This window comes from Nocardioides ureilyticus, assembly GCF_051280745.1.
Classification (GTDB): Bacteria; Actinomycetota; Actinomycetes; order Propionibacteriales; family Nocardioidaceae; genus Nocardioides.
The window spans coordinates 1-19,005 of sequence record NZ_JBNCOG010000002.1; the positions used below are offsets into that span (position 1 = coordinate 1).

The following is a 19,005-nucleotide window of genomic DNA, read 5'->3' on the forward strand; positions in this document are numbered from 1 at the left end:
GGGGAACCCGCTCAGCGGGGTCGGCTTGGCCACGGCTCAGAGCCCCCGGGTGACGCGGCCGGCCGGGCCGCCGTCGATGAGGTAGAGCAGGTACGGGTTGGTGGCGGGCTCGCGCACGACGGAGGTCTTCTCCCCGTGCCGCGGGGGGGGGGGGGGGGGGGGGGGGGGGGGGCCCCCGCCGCGGGGGGGCCGCCCCCCCCCCCCCCCCCCCCCCCCCCCCCCCCACGCTTGGATCAATCGAGCAGGATCAGTTCAGCTCGATGTTGGCGTAGTCCGGCACGCCGAACGCGTTGAGCTCCACGCCCGCGACGTCCTCGGACCAGCCGACCTGACCGGTGGTGAACCACAGCGGGATGACCCGCATGTCCTCGGCGAGGACCCGCTCGGCCTCCTGGTAGAGCTCGTTGGCCTCCTCGACCGACGGCGCCGCGGCGGCCTCGGTGGTCAGGCGCTGGAAATCCTCGTTCGCGAAGCCGTAGTAGTTCGACGACGCGCCCTCGGAGTAGAGCGGCACCAGGAAGTTCTCGATGGACGGGTAGTCCATCTGCCAACCCATGCGGAACAGGCCCTCGACCTCGCGGTTGCCCAGGTCAGTGAGGTAGGTGGCGAAGTCGACCGTCGGGGACGGGGTGCACTCGACGTCGAGCGCCTCGCGGATCGAGTTGCAGACCGCCTCGGTCCACGGACCGTGGTCGCCGTCACCGTTGTAGGTCAGGGTCAGGCCGCCCTGGATGCCGCCGGCCTCGTCCCACAGCGCCTTCGCGGCCTCGGGGTCGTACGTGCAGTTCTCACCGCACTGGCCCTCGATGTAGCCGTCGACGACCGGGGAGACCCAGCCGTCGGCCGGCGCAGCGGCCCCGGCGAAGATCTGCTCGGTGATCGTCTCCCGGTCGATCGCCATCGAGATGGCGGCGCGCAGGCGCGGGTCGTCGAGGCGCTGGTCGACCGTCGGGTCGATGCCCATGGTCTGGATGACGCCCTGCTCGCGGCTGGTGCCCCGGTCCTGGAGGTCCTCGAGCCAGATGTCGTCCTGGAGGACGTTGGTCGGGATCTCGTCGGTCACGTCGAGGTTCCCCGCCACCACGTCGGCGTAGGCCGCGGCCGGGTCGTTGTAGATCTGGAAGGTGATCTTGTCGACGTTGCCCGGGAACTCACCGGAGTAGTCCTCGTTCTTCTCCACCACGATGCGCTCGTTCTGGGTGAACTCGGTCACTGCGTAGGGCCCGGCGGAGACGGGGTTCTGGCCGAAGGCCTCGGGGTCCTCGAAGAAGACCTCGGGGTACGGCGCGAAGGCGGTGTACCCCAGGCGCAGCGGCAGGTTCGACACCTTCTGCTTCGTCTGGATGGTGAAGGTCAGGTCGTCGACGACCTCGAGGCCCGTGAGCTCCTCGGCCGCGGGCATGCCGTTGCCGGCGCACGGGTCGTCGCCGTCACCGGTGCACTGCAGCTCGTCGTAGCCCTGGATCGGCTCGAAGAAGTAGCTGCCCTGGTAGGCGTTGGGGCCGTAGGCGTTGTAGTTCCAGGCGTCGACGAAGCTCTGCGCGGTCACCTGGGTGCCGTCGGAGAACATGTAGTCGTCCTTGAGCTTCACCGTGAAGTTCTGGTTGTCGTCGGTCTCGATCGACTCGGCGATGTCCATGGTCGGCGCCGCGTCCTCGGTGCCGTACTTGATGAGCTTGGCCGTCGTCACGTCGAGGACGTTGCCGCCGCAGGTCTCTGCGGTGTTCCCGGGGACGAGGGGGTTCTCCGGGTTGCATCCCCGGACGGTGATCTCACCGCCGGCCTGGTCGCCACCGTTGTTCTCGGACCCGCTGCCGCCGTCGTCCCCGCCGCACGCCGCGAGGGACGCGGCGAGGAAGATCGTGGAGGAAGCGAGGGCGATGGAGCGTGGAACACGTCGCATCTGTTCTCCCTTTCGTGGTTGCACGGTCCAGACCATTGCGGACCGCGCCGGGAACTCTAGGGGACCGGCCTTCACCTTGCGATCACCCCGGCGTAACGGTTTGGTCTCGACCCGTGGACACACCGGCGTAATCGTTACCGAGTTGTGCATGCAGGGGCCGCGGGCCCGCAGGACTCAGCTCTCGTCGGGCGTCTTCTCGGGCGTCTTCTCGGGCACGGCGTCGACGCCGGCCTCCTTGCGCTGCTCCGGCGTGATCGGCGCCGGGGCGGCCGTCAGCGGGTCGAAGCCGCCACCGGACTTGGGGAAGGCGATGACGTCGCGGATCGAGTCGGCGCCGGCGAGGATCGCGCAGATCCGGTCCATCCCGACCGCGATGCCACCGTGCGGCGGGGCGCCGTACTTGAAGGCGTCGAGGAGGAAGCCGAACTTCTCCTGCGCCTCCTCCTCGCCGATGCCCATCACCGAGAAGACGCGCTTCTGCACGTCCTCGCGGTGGATACGGATCGAGCCGCCGCCCAGCTCGCTGCCATTGCAGACGATGTCGTAGGCGTAGGCCAGTGCGCTGCCCGGGTCGGACTCGAGAGAGTCGAGGAACTCCGGCTTCGGGCTCGTGAACGCGTGGTGCACCGCCGTCCAGGCTCCTGCGCCGACCGCGACGTCGCCGCTGGCGACCGCCTCGCTGGCCGGCTCGAAGAGGGGTGCGTCGACGACCCAGGTGAAGGCGAACGCCGACTCGTCGATGAGCCCGCAGCGCCGGCCGATCTCCAGCCGGGCGGCGCCGAGCAGGGCGCGGCTGGACTTGGTCGCGCCCGCGGCGAAGAAGACGCAGTCGCCGGTCTGCGCACCCACGTGCGCGGCGAGGCCGGCCTTCTCCTCCTCGGAGAGGTTCTTCGCCACCGGCCCACCGAGCGTCCCGTCCTCCTGGAGCAGCACGTAGGCCAGGCCGCGGGCGCCGCGCTGCTTGGCCCACTCCTGCCATGCGTCGAGCTGCTTGCGCGGCTGGGAGGCGCCGCCCGGCATGACGACGGCACCGACGTACTCCGCCTGGAAGACGCGGAACGGCGTGTCCTTGAAGTAGTCGGTGCACTCGACCAGCTCCTGGCCCATCCGCAGGTCGGGCTTGTCCGAACCGAACCGCGCCATCGCCTCGGCGTAGGTCATCCGCGGGATCGGGCGCGGGATCTCGACGTCGATGAGGGCCCACATCTGCGCCAGGACGTCCTCCATCAGCGCGATGACGTCCTCCTGCTCCACGAAGGACATCTCGATGTCGAGCTGGGTGAACTCCGGCTGCCGGTCGGCACGGAAGTCCTCGTCGCGGTAGCAGCGCGCGATCTGGTAGTACCGCTCCAGGCCGCCGACCATGAGCAGCTGCTTGAACAGCTGCGGGCTCTGCGGCAGGGCGTACCAGCTGCCGGGGTGCAGGCGCGCCGGGACGAGGAAGTCGCGGGCGCCCTCCGGGGTGCTCCGGGTCAGCGTCGGGGTCTCCACCTCGACGAAGCCGTGCCGGTCGAGCACGTCTCGGGCGGCCTTGTTGACCTTGCTGCGCAGCCGGATGGCCGAGGCGGGGCCCGAGCGGCGGAGGTCGAGGTAGCGGTGGCGCAGCCGGACCTCCTCCCCCACGTCGACGTGGTCGCTGATCGGGAAGGGCAGCGGTGCGGCGGCGCTGAGGACCTGCACCTCGTTCGCGACGACCTCGATGGCGCCGGTCGCGAGGTTGGGGTTCTCGTTGCCCTCCTTGCGCGCGGTCACCTCGCCGACGACCTTGAGGCAGTACTCCGCGCGCAGCTGGTGGGCGACCTCCTCGTCGCGGATGACGACCTGGACGACGCCGCTGGCCTCGCGCAGATCGATGAAGGCGACGCCCCCGTGATCGCGTCGGTTGGCCACCCACCCGGCGAGGGTGACGGTCTGGCCGACGTGCTCGGCGCGGAGGGCGCCGGCGTCATGGGTGCGGATCACTGCTGCTGCTCCTTGGGTCGGTCGGTGCGTTCGGTGGTCGAGCGTGTCGAGACCACCTTCGGTCGGAGGTCGTCGGTGGGCGGGGTCCAGGTGGCCGGATCGGCCGCGACCTGCTCCCCCGTGCGGATGTCCTTGACCTGGTGGCCGTCCTCGCCGGTGAACCAGACGTACGGGATGCCCCGGCGCTCGGCGTAGCGGATCTGCTTGCCGAACTTCTGGGCCGCGGCCGCCACCTCGCAGGCGACTCCGTTGCGGCGCAGCGCGGTCGCGACGTCGTCGGCCTCGGCCCGCGTCTCCTCGCTGGTCAGGGCGACGAGCACGGCGGAGGGGACCTTCCGGTCGGCCACGAGCACCCCGCGGTTGAGCAGCGGCACGAGCACCCGGCTGACGCCGAGCGAGATGCCGACACCCGGGTACGTCGTCCGGCCGTCGCTGGCCAGGGCGTCGTAGCGCCCGCCGGAGCAGATCGACCCGAGGGACTCGCTCCCCTCGAGGCGGGTCTCGAAGACCGTCCCGGTGTAGTAGTCCAGGCCACGGGCGATGGAGAGGTCGGCCTCGATGGTGACCTTCTCGCCGGCGAGCGGCGCGCACCGGCGCACCAGCTCCGCCAGCTCGGCCAGCCCCTCCTCGAGCAGCGGGTCGGTGACACCGAGCGCGCGGACGCGGTCGACGAAGGAGTCGTCGCTGCTCCGGATCGTCGCCAGCTCGAGGCAGCGGTCGGCTTGCTCCGGGGTGAGGCCGGCCTCGTCGACGAGCAGGCCGTGCACGCTCTCGACGGGGAGCTTGTCGAGCTTGTCGACCAGGCGCATGACCTCGGCCGGGTCCGGAGCGCCGAGACCGGCGTAGAAGCCCTGGATCAGCTTGCGGTTGTTGACCTGCAGCCGGAACGGCGGCAGGAAAGTGAGGGTCGACAGCGCCTCCACCATCACTCGCGCGACCTCGACGTCGTGGTGGAAGGGCAGCTCGTCCTTGCCGATGATGTCGATGTCGGCCTGGGTGAACTCGCGGAACCGACCCTCCTGCGGCCGCTCGCCCCGCCACGCCTTCTGCACCTGGTAGCGGCGGAAGGGGAACTCGAGCTTGCCGGCGTTCTCGAGGACGAACCGCGCGAAGGGGACGGTGAGGTCGAAGTGGAGGCCGAGGCCGGAGTCGGTCGCGCTGTCGCTCTCCTGCAGCCGCCGCAGGACGTAGACCTCCTTGGAGGTGTCGCCCTTGCGCAGCAGCTGGTCCATCGGCTCCACGGCGCGCGTCTCGATGCCGGCGAAGCCGTGCAGCTCGAAGACGCGTCGCAGCGTGTCGACGACCTGCTGCTCGACGACGCGCTGCTCCGGCAACAGCTCGGGGAACCCGCTCAGCGGGGTCGGCTTGGCCACGGCTCAGAGCCCCCGGGTGACGCGGCCGGCCGGGCCGCCGTCGATGAGGTCGAGCAGGTACGGGTTGGTGGCGCGCTCGCGCCCGACGGAGGTCTGCTCGCCGTGGCCCGGCAGGACGACGATGTCGTCGGGCAGCGTGAGCACCTTCTCCCGCAGGCTCCGCAGCATCGTCGGGTGGTCTCCGCCGGGAAGGTCGGTGCGACCGATGGAGCCGGCGAAGAGCAGGTCTCCGGAGAACATGACCTCGCTGACGTCTGGTCCTGAGCCGGTCGCAGGGCCCTGCTCCTGGTACGGCGTGCGGAAGGTGACCGAGCCCTCGGTGTGGCCGGGGGTGTGGTCGACGACGAACCGGAGGCCGGCCAGCTCGAGCTCCTGGGAGTCCGAGAGCTCCCGGACGTCGTCCGGCTCGGCCCACTCGTAGCTGCCACCGAGCAGCATCTGAGTCGTCTCGCGGGACATGCCGGCCATCGGGTCGGTCAGCAGGTGCCGGTCGTCGGGGTGGATCCACGCGGTGGCGTCGTAGGTCCCGGCCACCGGAGCGACGCACCACATGTGGTCGACGTGGCCGTGGGTCACCAGGACCGCGACCGGCTTGAGCCGGTGCTCGCGGACCACCTGGGCCACACCCTCCGCGCTGTCCTTGCCGGGGTCGATGACGACGCACTCGGTGCCCGCGCCGGTGGCGGCGACGTAGCAGTTCGTCCCCCAGGGACCCGCGGGGAATCCGGCGATCAGCACCGGCTCAGGCTACCGGGCACGGTCGGCTGCGCCCGCACCGGTGCGGCCGGGTGACTAGCATGGCGCCCGTGCGTGCGAGCCGCGCGCCGACCACCGACGCGAGGGACCAGCAGTGACGAGCCATGAGTGGGGCCGAGTCGACGACGACGGCACCGTCTACGTCCGGACCGCTGACGGGGAGCGCTCCGTCGGCCAGTACCCCGAGGGCACGCCCGAGGAGGCGCTGACGTTCTTCACCGAGCGCTACGACGCCCTCGCCTTCGAGGTCGAGCTGCTCGAGCAGCGGGTCCGCTCGGGGGTGCTGTCCCCCGAGGAGGCGACCGAGTCCGTCAAGACCGTCCGTGCGCAGGTGACCGACGCGCACGCGGTCGGTGACCTGGCCGCGCTCGGGGCCCGCCTCGACGCGCTCGCGCCGGTGATCGCGAGCCAGCGCGAGCAGCGCAAGGCGGAGAAGGCCGCGCGGTCCGCCGAGGCGAAGGCGGCCAAGGAGAAGCTGGTCGGCGAGGCCGAGAAGATCGCCGAGGGCTCCGACTGGCGCCACGGCGCGAACCGCCTGCGCGACCTGCTCGAGCAGTGGAAGGCGCTCCCCCGGATCGACCGGCCCTCCGACGACGCCCTCTGGAAGCGCTTCTCCACCGCCCGTACGGCCTACACCCGGCGCCGCAAGGCGCACTTCGCCGAGCAGAACGAGAAGCGCGACGCGGCGCGGCAGGTCAAGGAGCGGCTGGTCGTGGAGGCCGAGGCGCTCGCCGGCTCCACCGAGTGGGGCCCCACCTCGGGCCGCTACCGGGACCTGATGCGGGAGTGGAAGGCGGCCGGGCCGGCGCCGAAGGAGGTCGACGACGCGCTGTGGAAGCGGTTCCGCGGGGCGCAGGACCAGTTCTTCGGCGCGCGCGACGCCGCCGCGGCTGAGCAGGACCAGGAGTTCGCCGCGAACGCGGAGGTCAAGGAGCAGCTGCTGGTCGAGGCCGAGGCGCTGCTGCCGGTGCGGGACCTGGACACCGCCAAGCGGGCGTTCCGCGACATCGCCGAGCGATGGGACGCCGCGGGGAAGGTGCCGCGGGACCGGATGAAGGAGCTCGAGGGCCGCATCCGGAAGGTCGAGCAGGCCATCCGCTCCGTCGAGGACGACCAGTGGAAGCGCTCGGACCCGGAGAAGTCCGCCCGCGCGTCGGACATGGTGCTCAAGCTGGAGTCGGCGATCGCCGAGGTGCAGGCGAAACTGGACCGCGCCCGGGCCGCCGGGGACGAGAAGAAGGTGCGCCAGCTCGAGGACGACCTCGCCTCGCGCCAGCAGTTCCTGGAGATGGCTCGCAAGGCCTCGGCCGAGTTCTCCGGCTGAGCCGACCGACGGTCGAGGAAGGCGCCCAGCGCCGACCCCGCCGGTTGAGGAAGGCGCGCAGCGCCTGTCTCGAAACCCCACCCCCACGATGGCCGGTTTCGAGACGGTTCCCAGCGGAACCTCACCAACCAGCCGACTCCCTCAACCAGCCGACCGGCCAGCCGCTAGGACGTGACGCGGTAGGCGTCGAAGACCCCGGGCACGCCGCGGACGGCCCGCAGCACCGTGTCGAGGTGCTTGGCCTCGGCCATCTCGAAGGTGAACCGGGTCTTCGCCACCCGGTCCCGGGTGGTGGAGAGGCTGGCGCTCAGGATGTTCACGTGGGCGTCGGACAGCACCATCGTGATGTCCGAGAGCAGCCGCGCCCGGTCCAGCGCCTCGACCTGGATGTTGACCAGGAAGGTGGACGACCCGGTCGGCGCCCACTCGACGTCGAGCAGCTTCTCGGGCTGGCTCTTCAGCGAGGCGGCGTTCGTGCAGTCCTGCCGGTGCACCGAGACCCCGCCGCCCTTGGTCACGAAGCCGAGGATGTCGTCGGGCGGCACGGGCGTGCAGCACTTGGCCAGCTTCACCCACACGTCGGGCGCGCCCTTCACGATGACGCCGGCGTCACCGCCGGTCGCCACCTTCGACCGGCCGCGACGACCCGTGATGGTGACCGCCTCGGCGAGGTCCTCCTGGGCGGCGTCGCTGCCGCCGTGCACCTCGATGACCCGCTTGACCACCGCCTGCGCGGAGAGGTTGCCCTCCCCGACCGCAGCGTAGAGGGCCGAGACGTCGGCGATCTTGAAGTGCTCGGCGGCCAGCATCAGCGACTCGTGCGACATCAGCCGCTTGAGCGGGAGCCCCTCCTTGCGCATGAGCTTGGCGATCTGCTCCTTGCCCTGCTCGATCGCCTCCTCGCGGCGCTCCTTGGAGAACCACTGACGGATCTTGGAGCGGGCCCGGGGTGACCGGACGAAGGTGAGCCAGTCGCGGGAGGGACCGGCGTTCTCCGACTTCGAGGTGAAGACCTCGACGACGTCGCCGTTCTCGAGGGTCGACTCCAGCGGGACGAGGCGTCCGTTGACGCGCGCCCCGATCGTGTGGTGGCCGACCTCGGTGTGCACGGCGTAGGCGAAGTCCACCGGCGTCGAGCCCGCCGGCAGCGCGATCACGTCACCGCGGGGGGTGAAGACGTAGGTCTCCGCCCGGTTGATCTCGAACCGCAGCGACTCCAGGAACTCGCCCGGGTCCTCCACCTCGTTCTGCCAGTCCAGCAGCTGCCGGACCCAGGTCATGTCGCCCCCGGACGAGGACTGTGCGTCGGCGCGGCGGTCGGTGTCGACGCCGGCTCGGCCGTCCTCCTTGTACTTCCAGTGCGCCGCGACGCCGTACTCCGCGCGCCGGTGCATCGCGAAGGTCCGGATCTGCACCTCGACCGGCTTGCCCGCCGGGCCGATGACCGTCGTGTGCAGCGACTGGTACATGTTGAACTTCGGCATCGCGACGTAGTCCTTGAACCGACCCAGGACCGGGTTCCACCGCGAGTGGAGCACGCCGAGGACCGAGTAGCAGTCGCGGTCCTCGTCGACGAGGACCCGGATGCCGACCAGGTCGTAGATGTCGGAGAAGTCGCGGCCTCCGACGATCATCTTCTGGTAGATCGAGTAGTAGTGCTTGGGCCGGCCGGTGACGGTCGCCCGCACCTTCGCCTCGCGCAGGTCGTTCTCGACCTGGCTGATCACCTCGGCGAGGAACTGGTCGCGCGACGGCGCCCGCTCGGCCACCATCCGGACGATCTCGTCGTAGATCTTCGGGTGGAGCGTCGCGAAAGCGAGGTCCTCCAGCTCCCACTTCAAGGTGTTCATGCCGAGCCGGTGGGCCAGCGGCGCGTAGATGTCGAGCGTCTCGCGGGCCTTGCGCTCCTGGGTCTCCTGCTTGACGTAGCGCAGGGTGCGCATGTTGTGCAGCCGGTCCGCGAGCTTGATGACCAGCACCCGGATGTCGCGCGACATCGCGACGATCATCTTGCGGATCGTCTCGGCCTCGGCGGTGTCGCCGTAGACGACCTTGTCCAGCTTCGTCACGCCGTCGACGAGCTGGGCGACCTCGTCGCCGAAGTCCTTGCGCAGCTGGTCGAGGGTGTACGGCGTGTCCTCGACCGTGTCGTGGAGCAGCGACGCGACCAGCGTCGGCTCGGTCATGCCGATGCCGGCGAGGATCGTGGTGACCGCGAGCGGGTGGGTGATGTAGGGGTCACCGCTCTTGCGCATCTGGCTGCCGTGCATCTCCTCCGCGACCGTGTAGGCGCGCTCGAGGAGGGCCAGGTCGGCCTTGGGATGGTTCGCCCGGACCGCGCGGAAGAGCGGCTCCAGCACGGGGTTGCCCGGCTGGTTCTTCGTGCCCATCCGGGCCAGCCGGGCCCGCATGCCGCGGGTCGAGGACGGCGGAGCACCGGCGCCCTCCGCCGGGCGCGGCCGGGGCGGCCGCGGCTTCGCCGGTGCGCGCCCCCCACCCGGGGCCGGGGTGCGGTCCTCGGTCACCACAGCAGTCTAGGCACAGGCGCCGAGCTCAGATGACGGCCAGGCTGTGCACCGGCAGGTCACCGGCCAGCTCCCGGCCGCCCAGGGCGCCCAGCTCGAGCAGGACGCTGACGGCGGCGGGCTCGGCACCGCACCTCTCGATCAGCTCGCGGGTGGCGCGGACGGTGCCGCCGGTCGCCAGCACGTCGTCGACGAGCAGCACCCGCTCCCCCGCGGAGAGGGCGTCGCGGTGCAGCTCGAGCGTCGCCTCGCCGTACTCGAGGGAGTAGGAGACCGCGTGCGTCGCGCGCGGGAGCTTCCCCGCCTTGCGGACCGGCACGAACCCGGCTCCGAGGGCGAGGGCGACCGGTGCGGCGAGGATGAAGCCGCGGGCCTCCATGCCGACGACCTTGTCGACCACCGTCCGGCCCTCCGCGTCCCGGCCGGCGTCGGCGAGGGCCTCGACCACGGCGGTCAGGCCGTCGTGGTCGGCCAGCAGCGGGGTGACGTCCTTGAAGACGATCCCCGGCTCGGGGAAGTCGGGGACGTCGACGACGAGCCGGTCCAGCGCGGCTCGCCCCGCTGCGGCGTGGGCACCCGCGGCTGCGCGCGACACCTCAGCCCTTGCCGCGCTTGGACCGGGTCTGCCGGGTCGGTTGCACCCGCCCCGCGGCACCGCTCGGACGTACCTCACCCTTGGCGGGCGGCACGACCCGGCCGCGACCGGAAGCCTCGGGGTGACCCGCGGCCGGTGCGGCGGGAGGTGCGGTCGGGCGCTGGTCCTCGGGGCGCTCCCCGCCGAGGAGCTCCTCGTCGCGCTCGGGGTCCCACGCCGGCTCGTCGGCGACCGGCATGTCGTCGGCGAACGACGGCACCGAGGCGTACGGGTCCGCAGCGGCACGGGCACGTGCCTTGGCGCGTCGCTCCTGCAGCTTGATCTCGGTCTCGTTCGACTTCAGGTGCACGAGGACGCGCGGCGCCAGGAACACCGAGGAGTAGACGCCGGCGGCCATGCCCACGAACTGGGAGAGCGCCAGGTCCTGCAGCGAGCTGGCCCCGAGCTGGATGGTGCTGACCCAGAGGATGGCGCCGATCGGGATGAGCGCCACGATGCCGGTGTTGATCGAGCGCACGAGGGTCTGGTTGACGGCGAGGTTCGCCGCGTCGGCGTACGACTGGCCCGGCTGGCGGTACTCGTTGGTGTTCTCGCGCACCTTGTCGAAGACGACGACGGTGTCGTAGAGCGAGAAGCCGAGGATGGCCAGGAGTCCCGTGACGGCCGACGGCGTGACCGGGAAGCCTGACAGCGCGTACACGCCGACGGTGATGGCGATGTCGTGGAAGAGCGCGACCATGGCCGCGATCGACATCTTCCACTCGCGGAAGTACAGCCAGATGAAGATCATCACCAGGCCGAGGAAGACGGCGACGCCGATGATCGCGCGCTCGGCGACCTGTTGGCCCCAGCTCGCGCCGATCTCGTCCTGGGAGATGTCGTTGACCGGGTCCGCGACGTCGACGGTCTCGGCGATGACGCTGGTGACGGCCTCGTTCGCCTCCGGCGAGAGGTCCTCGGTCTGCACGAGCAGCGAGTTGCCCGCGGTCGTCACCACCGCGTTGCCCGCTCCCTCGATGCCGGCGTCGTCGATCGCCTGACGCAGCGCGTCGGCGTCCTCCTGGGTCGCGGGCTCGGTGGCGGCGACCCGGAACTGGGTGCCGCCGGTGAACTCGATGCCGAAGTTGAGGCCCTTGACGACCACGATGCCGATCGCCAGCCCGACGAGGGCCGCGGTGATGGCGTACCACAGCGGCTTGCGACCGATGAAGTCGATCGACCGGCCGCCGTTGTAGAGCTCGTTGCCGAGCCGGGAGAACTTGCCCATCAGGCCCTACCTCCTGCGGGGACCCGGTCCATGCCGAGCGTCTCGGGGCTGAGGCCGGAGAGGCGGCCGCCGCCGTTGAAGAACCGGTAGCGCGCGAGGTACGACACCGCCGGCTTGGTGAACCAGAACAGCACGGCGAGGTCGATCAGCGTGGAGAGGCCGAGCGCGAAGCCGAACCCCTTCACCGCGCCGGTCGCGAAGATGTAGAGCACCGCCGCCGAGAGCAGCGAGACCGTGTTCGCTGCGAGCCGGGTGACCCGCGCGCGCTTCCAGCCGGTCTCCACCGCGACCCGCATCGACTTGCCCTCGCGCATCTCGTCCCGGATGCGCTCGAAGAAGAGGATGAAGGAGTCGGCGGTGACACCGACCGCGATGATGAACCCGGCGATGCCCGGCAGCGTCAGCGTGAAGCCCGCGGTCTCCGACAGCAGCAGCACCAGCGCGTAGGTGACCAGGGCCGCGACGGCCAGGGAGCCGAGCACGACGAGGCCGAGCCCGCGGTAGTAGAGCAGGCAGTAGAGCATCACCAGGCCGAGGCCGGCGGCGCCGGCCCACAGCCCCGCCTCGAGCTGGTTGCCGGCGAGCGAGGGACCGATGGTCTCGGTCGACACGTCGTCCTGGAAGGCGATCGGCAGCGCGCCGAACTTCAGGCTGGTGGCCAGGCTCTGGGCGCTCGCCTCGGTGAAGCTGCCCGAGATCTGCGCCTCGCCGTTGCTGATGACGTTGTCCATTCTCGGCGCGGAGATCACCTCGCCGTCGAGCACGACCGCGAACTGGCCGCCGTTGTTGAACAGCTTTCGCGAGATGTCGGCGAAGGTCTCGGTGGCCTCGCCGTTGAAGCTCAGCGTGACGACCCACTCGGTGCCGGTCTGGGGGATCTGGGCGGCGGCGTCGGTGAGCTGGGTGCCCTCGATCGCCGCGGCGGAGAGGAGGTACTTGACGGGCGGGAGGCTTTCGTCCTCCTCGGAGTACTCGCAGGTGACCAGCGGCCGGTCGGGGTCGTCAACGACGCTGAGCCCCTCGTCCTCGGGCGGGCACTGGAACTCGTTGTACGCCTCGATGGCGGCCTGGTTCGGGGAGTCGACCCACTGCAGCGGCTGGTCGACCTGCTCACCACCCTCCGGCGGCTCGATCGGCTGGACGCCCTGGGACGGGCCCTCGCTCGGCTCCTCGGTGGCGTCCTCCGAGGGCGCGTCGCTCGGCTCCGCCGCCGGGAGACCGGCGCGGGCGAAGCCGACCGGCGCCCGGTTGCTGGCGCCATCCTGGTTGCCAGCTCCGTTGCCTGCGCCGTTGCCTGCGCCGTTGCCGGCTCCGTTGCCTGCGCCGTTGCCGCCCTGGTCGCCACCCGAGTTCGGCTGGACCTCGACGGTCGAGCCTTCGGGCAGACCGGTGCTCGGGTCCACCGTCGGGGCCGGCGCACCGGTGGCGCACGGGCCCGGGACGACCTCGGAGCAGGCGACCAGGCGGAAGCGGAGCTGCGCCTGCCGCTTCACGGTCTCGATGAGGTCGCGGCGCTGGGCACCGGGGATCTCGACGACGATCAGGTTGTCGCCCTCGACGACGACGTCCGCCTCGGTGACGCCGCCGCCGTTGACTCGGCTGTCGATGATCTGGCGCGCCTGCTCGAGGCTGTCGGCGGCCGGCTCCTCGTCGGTGGCGACCAGGGTGATCCGGGTGCCGCCCTGGAGGTCGAGGCCGAGCTGGGGCTTCCAGTCACCGGCCAGGGCCACCAGGCCGTAGAGCAGGGCCATTCCGACGAAGAACGCCACCAGCGTGCGTCCCGGGAGGGGCTTGCGTGCCATCTCAGATCTCCTTCGGCTCGTCGTCGACGAGCCCCTGCTGGGGGGCGATCGTGCCGATCGCACCGCGGGCGACCGTCACGACGACGCCCTCGGCGAGCTCGAGCCGGACGGTGTCGTCATGCAGCTCGCGGACGGTACCGAGGAAGCCGGAGGTCAGGACGACCTCGTCTCCTACCGTCAACGACGACTGCATGCGGGCGAGTTCCTTCTGGCGCCGGGAAGCCGGCCGGATGATGAGGAGCCAGAAGAGGAGTGCGATGCCCACCAGGGGCAACAGGGAGGCGAGCTCCTGCACAACGAGACCTCTCGAGCGGTGACGGGGAGGCCGCGCAGCCGGGCGAGTCCCGGGGCAGCCGACGGGAGAGCATACCTAGCCGACCACCCGAACGGACGAATCCCGCGGCGCCGGCGGGTGCCCCTCAGTCGTCGAAGAGGGTGCCCTCGTCAGCCGCTGCCGCCGGCGCGGCGAGCCCGAGGTGCGCCCAGGCCGCGGGCGTCGCCACCCGACCGCGCGGCGTGCGAGAGAGGAAGCCGTTGCGGACCAGGAACGGCTCGGCGACCTCCTCGACGGTCTCGCGCTCCTCCCCCACGGCCACCGCGAGGGTCGAGACACCGACCGGCCCGCCGCCGAAGCGGCGGCAGAGCACGTCGAGCACCGCCCGGTCGAGGCGGTCCAGACCCAGCTGGTCGACCTCGTAGAGGTCGAGTGCCGCTTCGGCGACCGGTCGGGTCACCGTGCCGTCGGCACGGACCTGGGCGTAGTCCCGCACCCGGCGCAGCAGGCGGTTCGCGATCCGGGGGGTCCCCCGCGACCGCATGGCGATCTCGGCGCTGCCGTCGTCGGTGAGCTCCACCCCGAGCAACCCCGCCGAGCGGTAAACGATGAGGTCGAGCTCGGCCGGCTCGTAGAACTCCAGGTGGGCGGTGAAGCCGAACCGGTCGCGGAGGGGTCCGGGCAGGAGCCCAGCGCGCGTGGTGGCCCCGACCAGCGTGAACGGCGGGATGTCGAGCGGGATGGCCGTCGCACCCGGCCCCTTCCCGATGACCACGTCGACCCGGAAGTCCTCCATCGCCATGTAGAGCATCTCCTCGGCCGGCCGGGACATGCGGTGGATCTCGTCGACGAAGAGCACGTCGCCCTCGTTCAGCCCGCTGAGGATCGCGGCCAGGTCGCCGGCGTGGGTGATCGCGGGGCCGCTGGTCAGCCGCAGCGGCACGGACATCTCGGCGGCGATGATCATCGCGAGGGTCGTCTTGCCGAGCCCGGGTGGACCGCTGAGGAGCACGTGGTCCGGCGCCCGCCCGCGGCGCCGCGCCGCTTCCAGGACCAGGCCGAGCTGGTCCCGCACGCGTGCCTGGCCGACCACCTCGTCGAGGCTGCGTGGACGGAGCGCGGCCTCCACGGCCCGCTCGTCACCCTCGGCCTCGGCGGCGGTCAGCGACCGGAGGTGGGTGTCCTCGGCGGTGTCGAGTTCGTCCTCGTGGAAGGGCACCGGGCTCAGGCCTTGCTCAGCGTGCGCAGCGCGGCCCGCAGGAGCGCGGCGACGTCGGGGGCGTCGCCGGGCTGGCCCTCGGCTTGGGGCCCGACGGCGTCGACGGCCTTCTCGGCGTCCTTGGTCGACCAGCCCAGCCCGACCAGGCCCTGGCGGACCTGGTCGCGCCACGGCGCCTCGCCGGCCACCGGAGCGGTGCGCGCGGGACCGCCGGTGGGCGCGCCGATGCGGTCCTTGAGCTCGAGGATGATGCGTTGCGCGCCCTTCTGCCCGACACCGGGCACCTTGGTCAGGGTCTTGACGTCGTCGGCGGCGATCGCGCGGCGCAGGTCGTCGGGGCTGAGGACCGCGACCATCGCCTGGGCGAGCTTCGGGCCGACGCCCGAGGCGGTCTGGACGAGCTCGAAGACGGCCTTCTCGTCCTCGTCGGCGAAGCCGAACAGGGTCAGGGAGTCCTCGCGCACGACCATGCTCGTCGGCAGGGTCGCGGCCTGCCCGGGGCGCAGGCCGGCGAGGGTGCCCGGGGTGCAGAGCAGCTCCAGCCCCACGCCACCGACCTCGACGACGGCGCTGGACAGGGTGACCGTGGCGACCTGGCCGCGGACGAAGGCGATCAACTGGTGCTCCTCTGTCGCTGGTCGAGCTCGTCGAGACCACGCGCCGCGGCGACGGCGGCGTCGATGCGGGCCTGGGCGCCGCCGCGCCAGATGTGGGTGATGGCCAGGGCGAGGGCGTCGGCGGCGTCGGCGGGCTTCGGCACGCCGCCCAGCCGGAGGATGCGGGCGACCATCAGGCCGACCTGGGCCTTGTCCGCGCGGCCGTTCCCCGAGACCGCGGCCTTGACCTCGCTGGGGGTGTGCAGGGCGACCGGGAGGCCACGTCGGGCGGCGCAGACCATGGCGATCCCGCTCGCCTGTGCCGTCCCCATGACGGTGCTGACGTCGGAGCGGGCGAAGACGCGCTCGACGGCGACTGCGTCCGGCTGGTGCTCGTCGAGCCAGGCGTCGACGCCCTTCTCGATGGTCACCAGGCGCTCCGCGACCGGCCGGTCGGAGCTGGTCCGCAGGACGTTGACGTCGACCAGGGTCAGTGGCCGGCCGACGTTCCCCTCGACCACGCCCATGCCGCAGCGGGTCAGGCCGGGGTCGATCCCGAGCACGCGCATGGCAAACCTTCCCTCGAACTCCTGTTCGGGAGAAGGCTAACCTGCGCATCCACCGAGTCCGCCAGACACGCACGCCCGACACGTTTCATTTCTTGGCAGCGATTCGATTGGGGCCCGACAGCGCCAACAGGGTCCATTGGCGGCATCCATCGGCCGTGCCCGAGCGCCGGCGTATACCGACCTGCCGCCGGAGCGCCGCGCAACCAGCGCTCACCTCGGCGGTGGCGACCCCGCTAAGCGATTGGGTCTGAACACGTCAATTGGAGAGGCCACTGCGCACCCGGCATGACCGGGCTGAGCAAGGATCATTCCCAGGCGAGGGCACGCGAGCACATCGAGCAGTTCACACCCGCCGGCTATCAAGGCACCCGGTTTCATCCACGCTCGTGGTTGCCGGCGCACCCGGACGGAAGGTCGGCAGAGCCGCGCGGCGCTCGTGATCACGTAAGCCTTGTCGGCTGGCATGACGAACGGCGCGAGGGTCCTACCATTCACGGAACCGACGTCCGCTTCCGGGCACGAGCCGTATGCAGACGTTCACAAAGCAATTTCCGCCAACTCCAGGTATTCACGGCGTCACTCGAACGCCCAACCGAGAAACTGTCCCTGACTTCACCCCGGACCTCTGCCGCCCGGGGAACCCCGCATAGCTGACCTGCATCCGCAGGCCTCAACTGCAAATAACACCCCGGTCGCTCGCTCGACACGCAGATGGCCCCTGATTATGGCATGGAGGACCCGATTGCGAGCCGGCGTGGTCCCGCCTTCGGAACCACGCCGACCACGAAAACCTCCCGCCGCCTATTCTGACAATGAGATGAAATCCCTACTGCCAGCGGTAAGCGCCGCCAAGGAAACCAGGCTGAACCATCGCCCGCACCGTCTTCCTTCCCGCGACACCACGGTGACCGGGGCTACCCCAATCAACACGGCCGGAGCCACTCGTTCCGCAGCCTAGCGAGTACCAGCGGTTCACGTAATCCTGCTTCTTGTTGGACCACCGGTGCCCGCGTCCCTCTACACAAATCCGACCATTGCTGTAGGGCGGAACCTGCCACGTGTACCCCACCTGATGTCCAGTGAAGTCGGGTCCGATCGTCAGGCAGTCGTCTCGCGACACCGCCCAAGTCCCATAACCGGCGACTGCCGACTTCCACTCACTGCACGATGCCGCAGATGAGACCTTAGACGATATCTCACGAGCGACAGGTCGCGTGTCCTCCGCAGATTGAGCGCTCGCGCTCGTGCCAAAACTTGACGAGATCGCCACACTGAAGGCAGCGACACCAAGGGCAAAACCGTGCTTGAAATGCATCCGAACTCCATCCCGAGAGCAGTCTTATACTGCTTTCGAGAAACGTACGCGAGGCAGACCCGAGGGTCAAGGGAAGAAGAGAGATTCCATCACTAAGGCCGTGTGCGACTTTCGCCGACTATGGCATTGTCGACTGATCCAGGCCCTGGCGAGGCATGGGCCATCCGCTACGCATAGCGCGCAACGAGGCGCCGTCGCGAGGATGGCGGGACCTGATGGCGCGACGTGTCGCTTCGAAGGGTGCAGTGCCACCGTACGCGCCAACGTCTTGGCAAGCCCATGACCGGGCTCGCCCTTCTGATAAGCGCACCCACGGCGACTCCGCGATATGCCGAAGTAGATGCGGCACCGGGCTAGCTGTGATGCCCCGCCAGGTTGTTCAACCTGGTGATGGGTGCAGCCTTCCCGATTGCTGAGTGCGGCCGGTGGTGGTTGTACTCGTGGACCCATGCTGGCAGGGCGGCGAGCCGGGCTGACTCCGAGTTGTGAAACTTCTTGAACGCCCAGCCCTCGGCGAGGGTGCGGTGGAAGCGCTCGATCTTCCCGTTGGTCTGGGGCCGGTAGAGCCGGGTCTTCTTCGGAGTGATGCCCAGATCGGCGCAGGTGTCGCGCCAGAGGGAGGACTTGTAGCAGCTGCCGTTGTCGCTGAGGACTCGCTTGACGATGACGCCACGGTCGGCGAACCAGGCCACGGCGTTCCCGAGAACGTCGACCGGCGGTCTCCTTGGTTTCGTCATCGCGAGCTTCGACGTAGGCGATGCGTGGATGGTCGTCGATCACGGTGTGCAGGTAGCAGGTTCCGATTTCTGGCTCGCGATGCTTGTTGCGTGCTGTGCCGGTGCGCGCGCCACAGTCGCTGGTCGGTTTCTTTCTCCCTGCCGGCGGCCGAAGTAGCGCCATCCGCCGCCGTCGGGGATCTTGACGAGCTTCTTGACATCGACGTGGATCAGATCGCCCGGCGCCGCGTGCTCATGGCGGCGAATCGGCTCACCGGTCGCGCGGTCGATGTGGGTGAGCCGGTTGACCCGACATCCGACGAGCACGGCATGCACGGTCGAGGACGCCATGTCGAGCCGGTCGGGCGATCTCGACCGGGCCGAGCCGCTGCTTCCAGCGCAGGTGCACGATCCTGCGCATCACTGGGGCCGGCGTCCGGTTCGGCTGGCGATGTGGTGCCGAGGACCGGTCGTGCATGCCGCCGGGGCCTTCGTCGCGGTAGCGGTCGGCCCACTACTTGGCCGTGCGCCACGAGACGTCGTAACGCTCGGCAGCACGAGCCAGCGGCCAGTCGTGGTCGACGATCAGGCGCGCGAGTCGAAGCCGCGCGTGGGGTCAGCGCTGCGTTGGCATGGGTAGCGTGGGACACGAAGGCCTCCTGGGTGAGGGAGCGGTTCCTAGACAGCTCCACTCCACACCGGGGAGGCCTTCGTTCATCTTCAGGTCAGACCGTGTCGTCGCAGGATCTCGACCAACGTGTCTGGGCATCACAGCTAGCCGAGGTGTCTCGGTTGCCCGCGGCGTACGG

At 70.4% G+C, this 19,005-nt stretch carries 13 protein-coding genes and 1 pseudogene; 1 reads left to right on the top strand and 13 read right to left on the bottom strand.

Features of this window, described 5'->3' with window-relative positions; all coding sequences use genetic code 11:
• Positions 1-247 precede the first annotated feature (247 nt).
• The 4 genes from ACSMHG_RS01340 to ACSMHG_RS01355 all read right to left on the bottom strand — a co-directional run bounded on the left by ACSMHG_RS01340 (position 248) and on the right by ACSMHG_RS01355 (position 5,976).
• Positions 248-1,903, bottom strand: a complete 1,656-nt coding sequence (locus tag ACSMHG_RS01340; protein ID WP_435741543.1) for a peptide ABC transporter substrate-binding protein — start codon at positions 1,901-1,903, stop codon at positions 248-250.
• Between the two features lie 174 nt (positions 1,904-2,077).
• Positions 2,078-3,865 (bottom strand): aspartate--tRNA ligase, encoded by a 1,788-nt coding sequence (gene aspS / locus ACSMHG_RS01345; protein WP_435741544.1) that lies wholly within the window; start codon positions 3,863-3,865, stop codon positions 2,078-2,080.
• Positions 3,862-5,238, bottom strand: a complete 1,377-nt coding sequence (gene hisS, locus ACSMHG_RS01350) for a histidine--tRNA ligase (RefSeq protein ID WP_435741545.1) — start codon at positions 5,236-5,238, stop codon at positions 3,862-3,864. Before hisS ends, aspS begins: the two co-directional genes overlap by 4 nt.
• Before the next feature lie 3 nt (positions 5,239-5,241).
• Positions 5,242-5,976 carry an MBL fold metallo-hydrolase gene (locus tag ACSMHG_RS01355; RefSeq protein WP_435741546.1) on the bottom strand — a complete coding sequence of 245 codons (735 nt, stop codon included), beginning with the start codon at positions 5,974-5,976 and terminating at the stop codon, positions 5,242-5,244.
• A gap of 112 nt (positions 5,977-6,088) precedes the next feature.
• Here ACSMHG_RS01355 and ACSMHG_RS01360 point away from each other — a divergent pair, with 112 nt between their 5' ends.
• Positions 6,089-7,318, top strand: coding sequence for a DUF349 domain-containing protein (locus tag ACSMHG_RS01360; protein WP_435741547.1), 1,230 nt, complete (start codon positions 6,089-6,091; stop codon positions 7,316-7,318).
• A 164-nt stretch (positions 7,319-7,482) separates the two neighbouring features.
• Here the strand turns inward: ACSMHG_RS01360 and ACSMHG_RS01365 are convergent, their stop codons facing one another.
• From ACSMHG_RS01365 to ACSMHG_RS01405, 9 genes and pseudogenes are all read right to left on the bottom strand, one after another.
• Positions 7,483-9,843: a RelA/SpoT family protein gene (locus tag ACSMHG_RS01365; protein ID WP_435741548.1), complete on the bottom strand. Its 2,361-nt coding sequence runs from the start codon at positions 9,841-9,843 to the stop codon at positions 7,483-7,485.
• Between the two features lie 28 nt (positions 9,844-9,871).
• Positions 9,872-10,390, bottom strand: a complete 519-nt coding sequence (locus ACSMHG_RS01370; RefSeq protein WP_435741743.1) for an adenine phosphoribosyltransferase — start codon at positions 10,388-10,390, stop codon at positions 9,872-9,874.
• A 49-nt stretch (positions 10,391-10,439) separates the two neighbouring features.
• Positions 10,440-11,705: a protein translocase subunit SecF gene (gene secF / locus ACSMHG_RS01375; protein ID WP_435741549.1), complete on the bottom strand. Its 1,266-nt coding sequence runs from the start codon at positions 11,703-11,705 to the stop codon at positions 10,440-10,442.
• A complete protein-coding gene (gene secD / locus ACSMHG_RS01380; RefSeq protein WP_435741550.1) occupies positions 11,705-13,507 on the bottom strand; it encodes a protein translocase subunit SecD in 1,803 nt (600 codons plus the stop codon). The genes secF and secD overlap by 1 nt, the downstream gene beginning before the upstream one ends.
• A gap of 1 nt (position 13,508) precedes the next feature.
• Complete coding sequence (gene yajC / locus ACSMHG_RS01385; protein ID WP_435741551.1) at positions 13,509-13,802, bottom strand: preprotein translocase subunit YajC; 294 nt, start codon at positions 13,800-13,802, stop codon at positions 13,509-13,511.
• 124 nt (positions 13,803-13,926) lie between these two features.
• Positions 13,927-15,000, bottom strand: coding sequence for a Holliday junction branch migration DNA helicase RuvB (gene ruvB / locus ACSMHG_RS01390; RefSeq protein ID WP_435741552.1), 1,074 nt, complete (start codon positions 14,998-15,000; stop codon positions 13,927-13,929).
• Between the two features lie 5 nt (positions 15,001-15,005).
• Positions 15,006-15,617: a Holliday junction branch migration protein RuvA gene (gene ruvA / locus ACSMHG_RS01395; RefSeq protein ID WP_435741553.1), complete on the bottom strand. Its 612-nt coding sequence runs from the start codon at positions 15,615-15,617 to the stop codon at positions 15,006-15,008.
• Positions 15,614-16,165, bottom strand: coding sequence for a crossover junction endodeoxyribonuclease RuvC (gene ruvC, locus ACSMHG_RS01400; protein ID WP_435741554.1), 552 nt, complete (start codon positions 16,163-16,165; stop codon positions 15,614-15,616). Before ruvC ends, ruvA begins: the two co-directional genes overlap by 4 nt.
• A gap of 1,668 nt (positions 16,166-17,833) precedes the next feature.
• A pseudogene (locus tag ACSMHG_RS01405) lies at positions 17,834-18,846 on the bottom strand (IS481 family transposase).
• Between the last annotated feature and the right edge of the window lie 159 nt (positions 18,847-19,005).

Excerpts from the sequence above, each read along its gene's own strand:
- ACSMHG_RS01340 (WP_435741543.1), bottom strand. The coding sequence starts at position 1,903 with ATGCGACGTGTTCCACGCTCCATCGCCCTCGCTTCCTCCACGATCTTC.
- secF (WP_435741549.1), bottom strand. The coding sequence starts at position 11,705 with ATGGGCAAGTTCTCCCGGCTCGGCAACGAGCTCTACAACGGCGGCCGG.
- secD (WP_435741550.1), bottom strand. The coding sequence starts at position 13,507 with ATGGCACGCAAGCCCCTCCCGGGACGCACGCTGGTGGCGTTCTTCGTC.
- ruvC (WP_435741554.1), bottom strand. The coding sequence starts at position 16,165 with ATGCGCGTGCTCGGGATCGACCCCGGCCTGACCCGCTGCGGCATGGGC.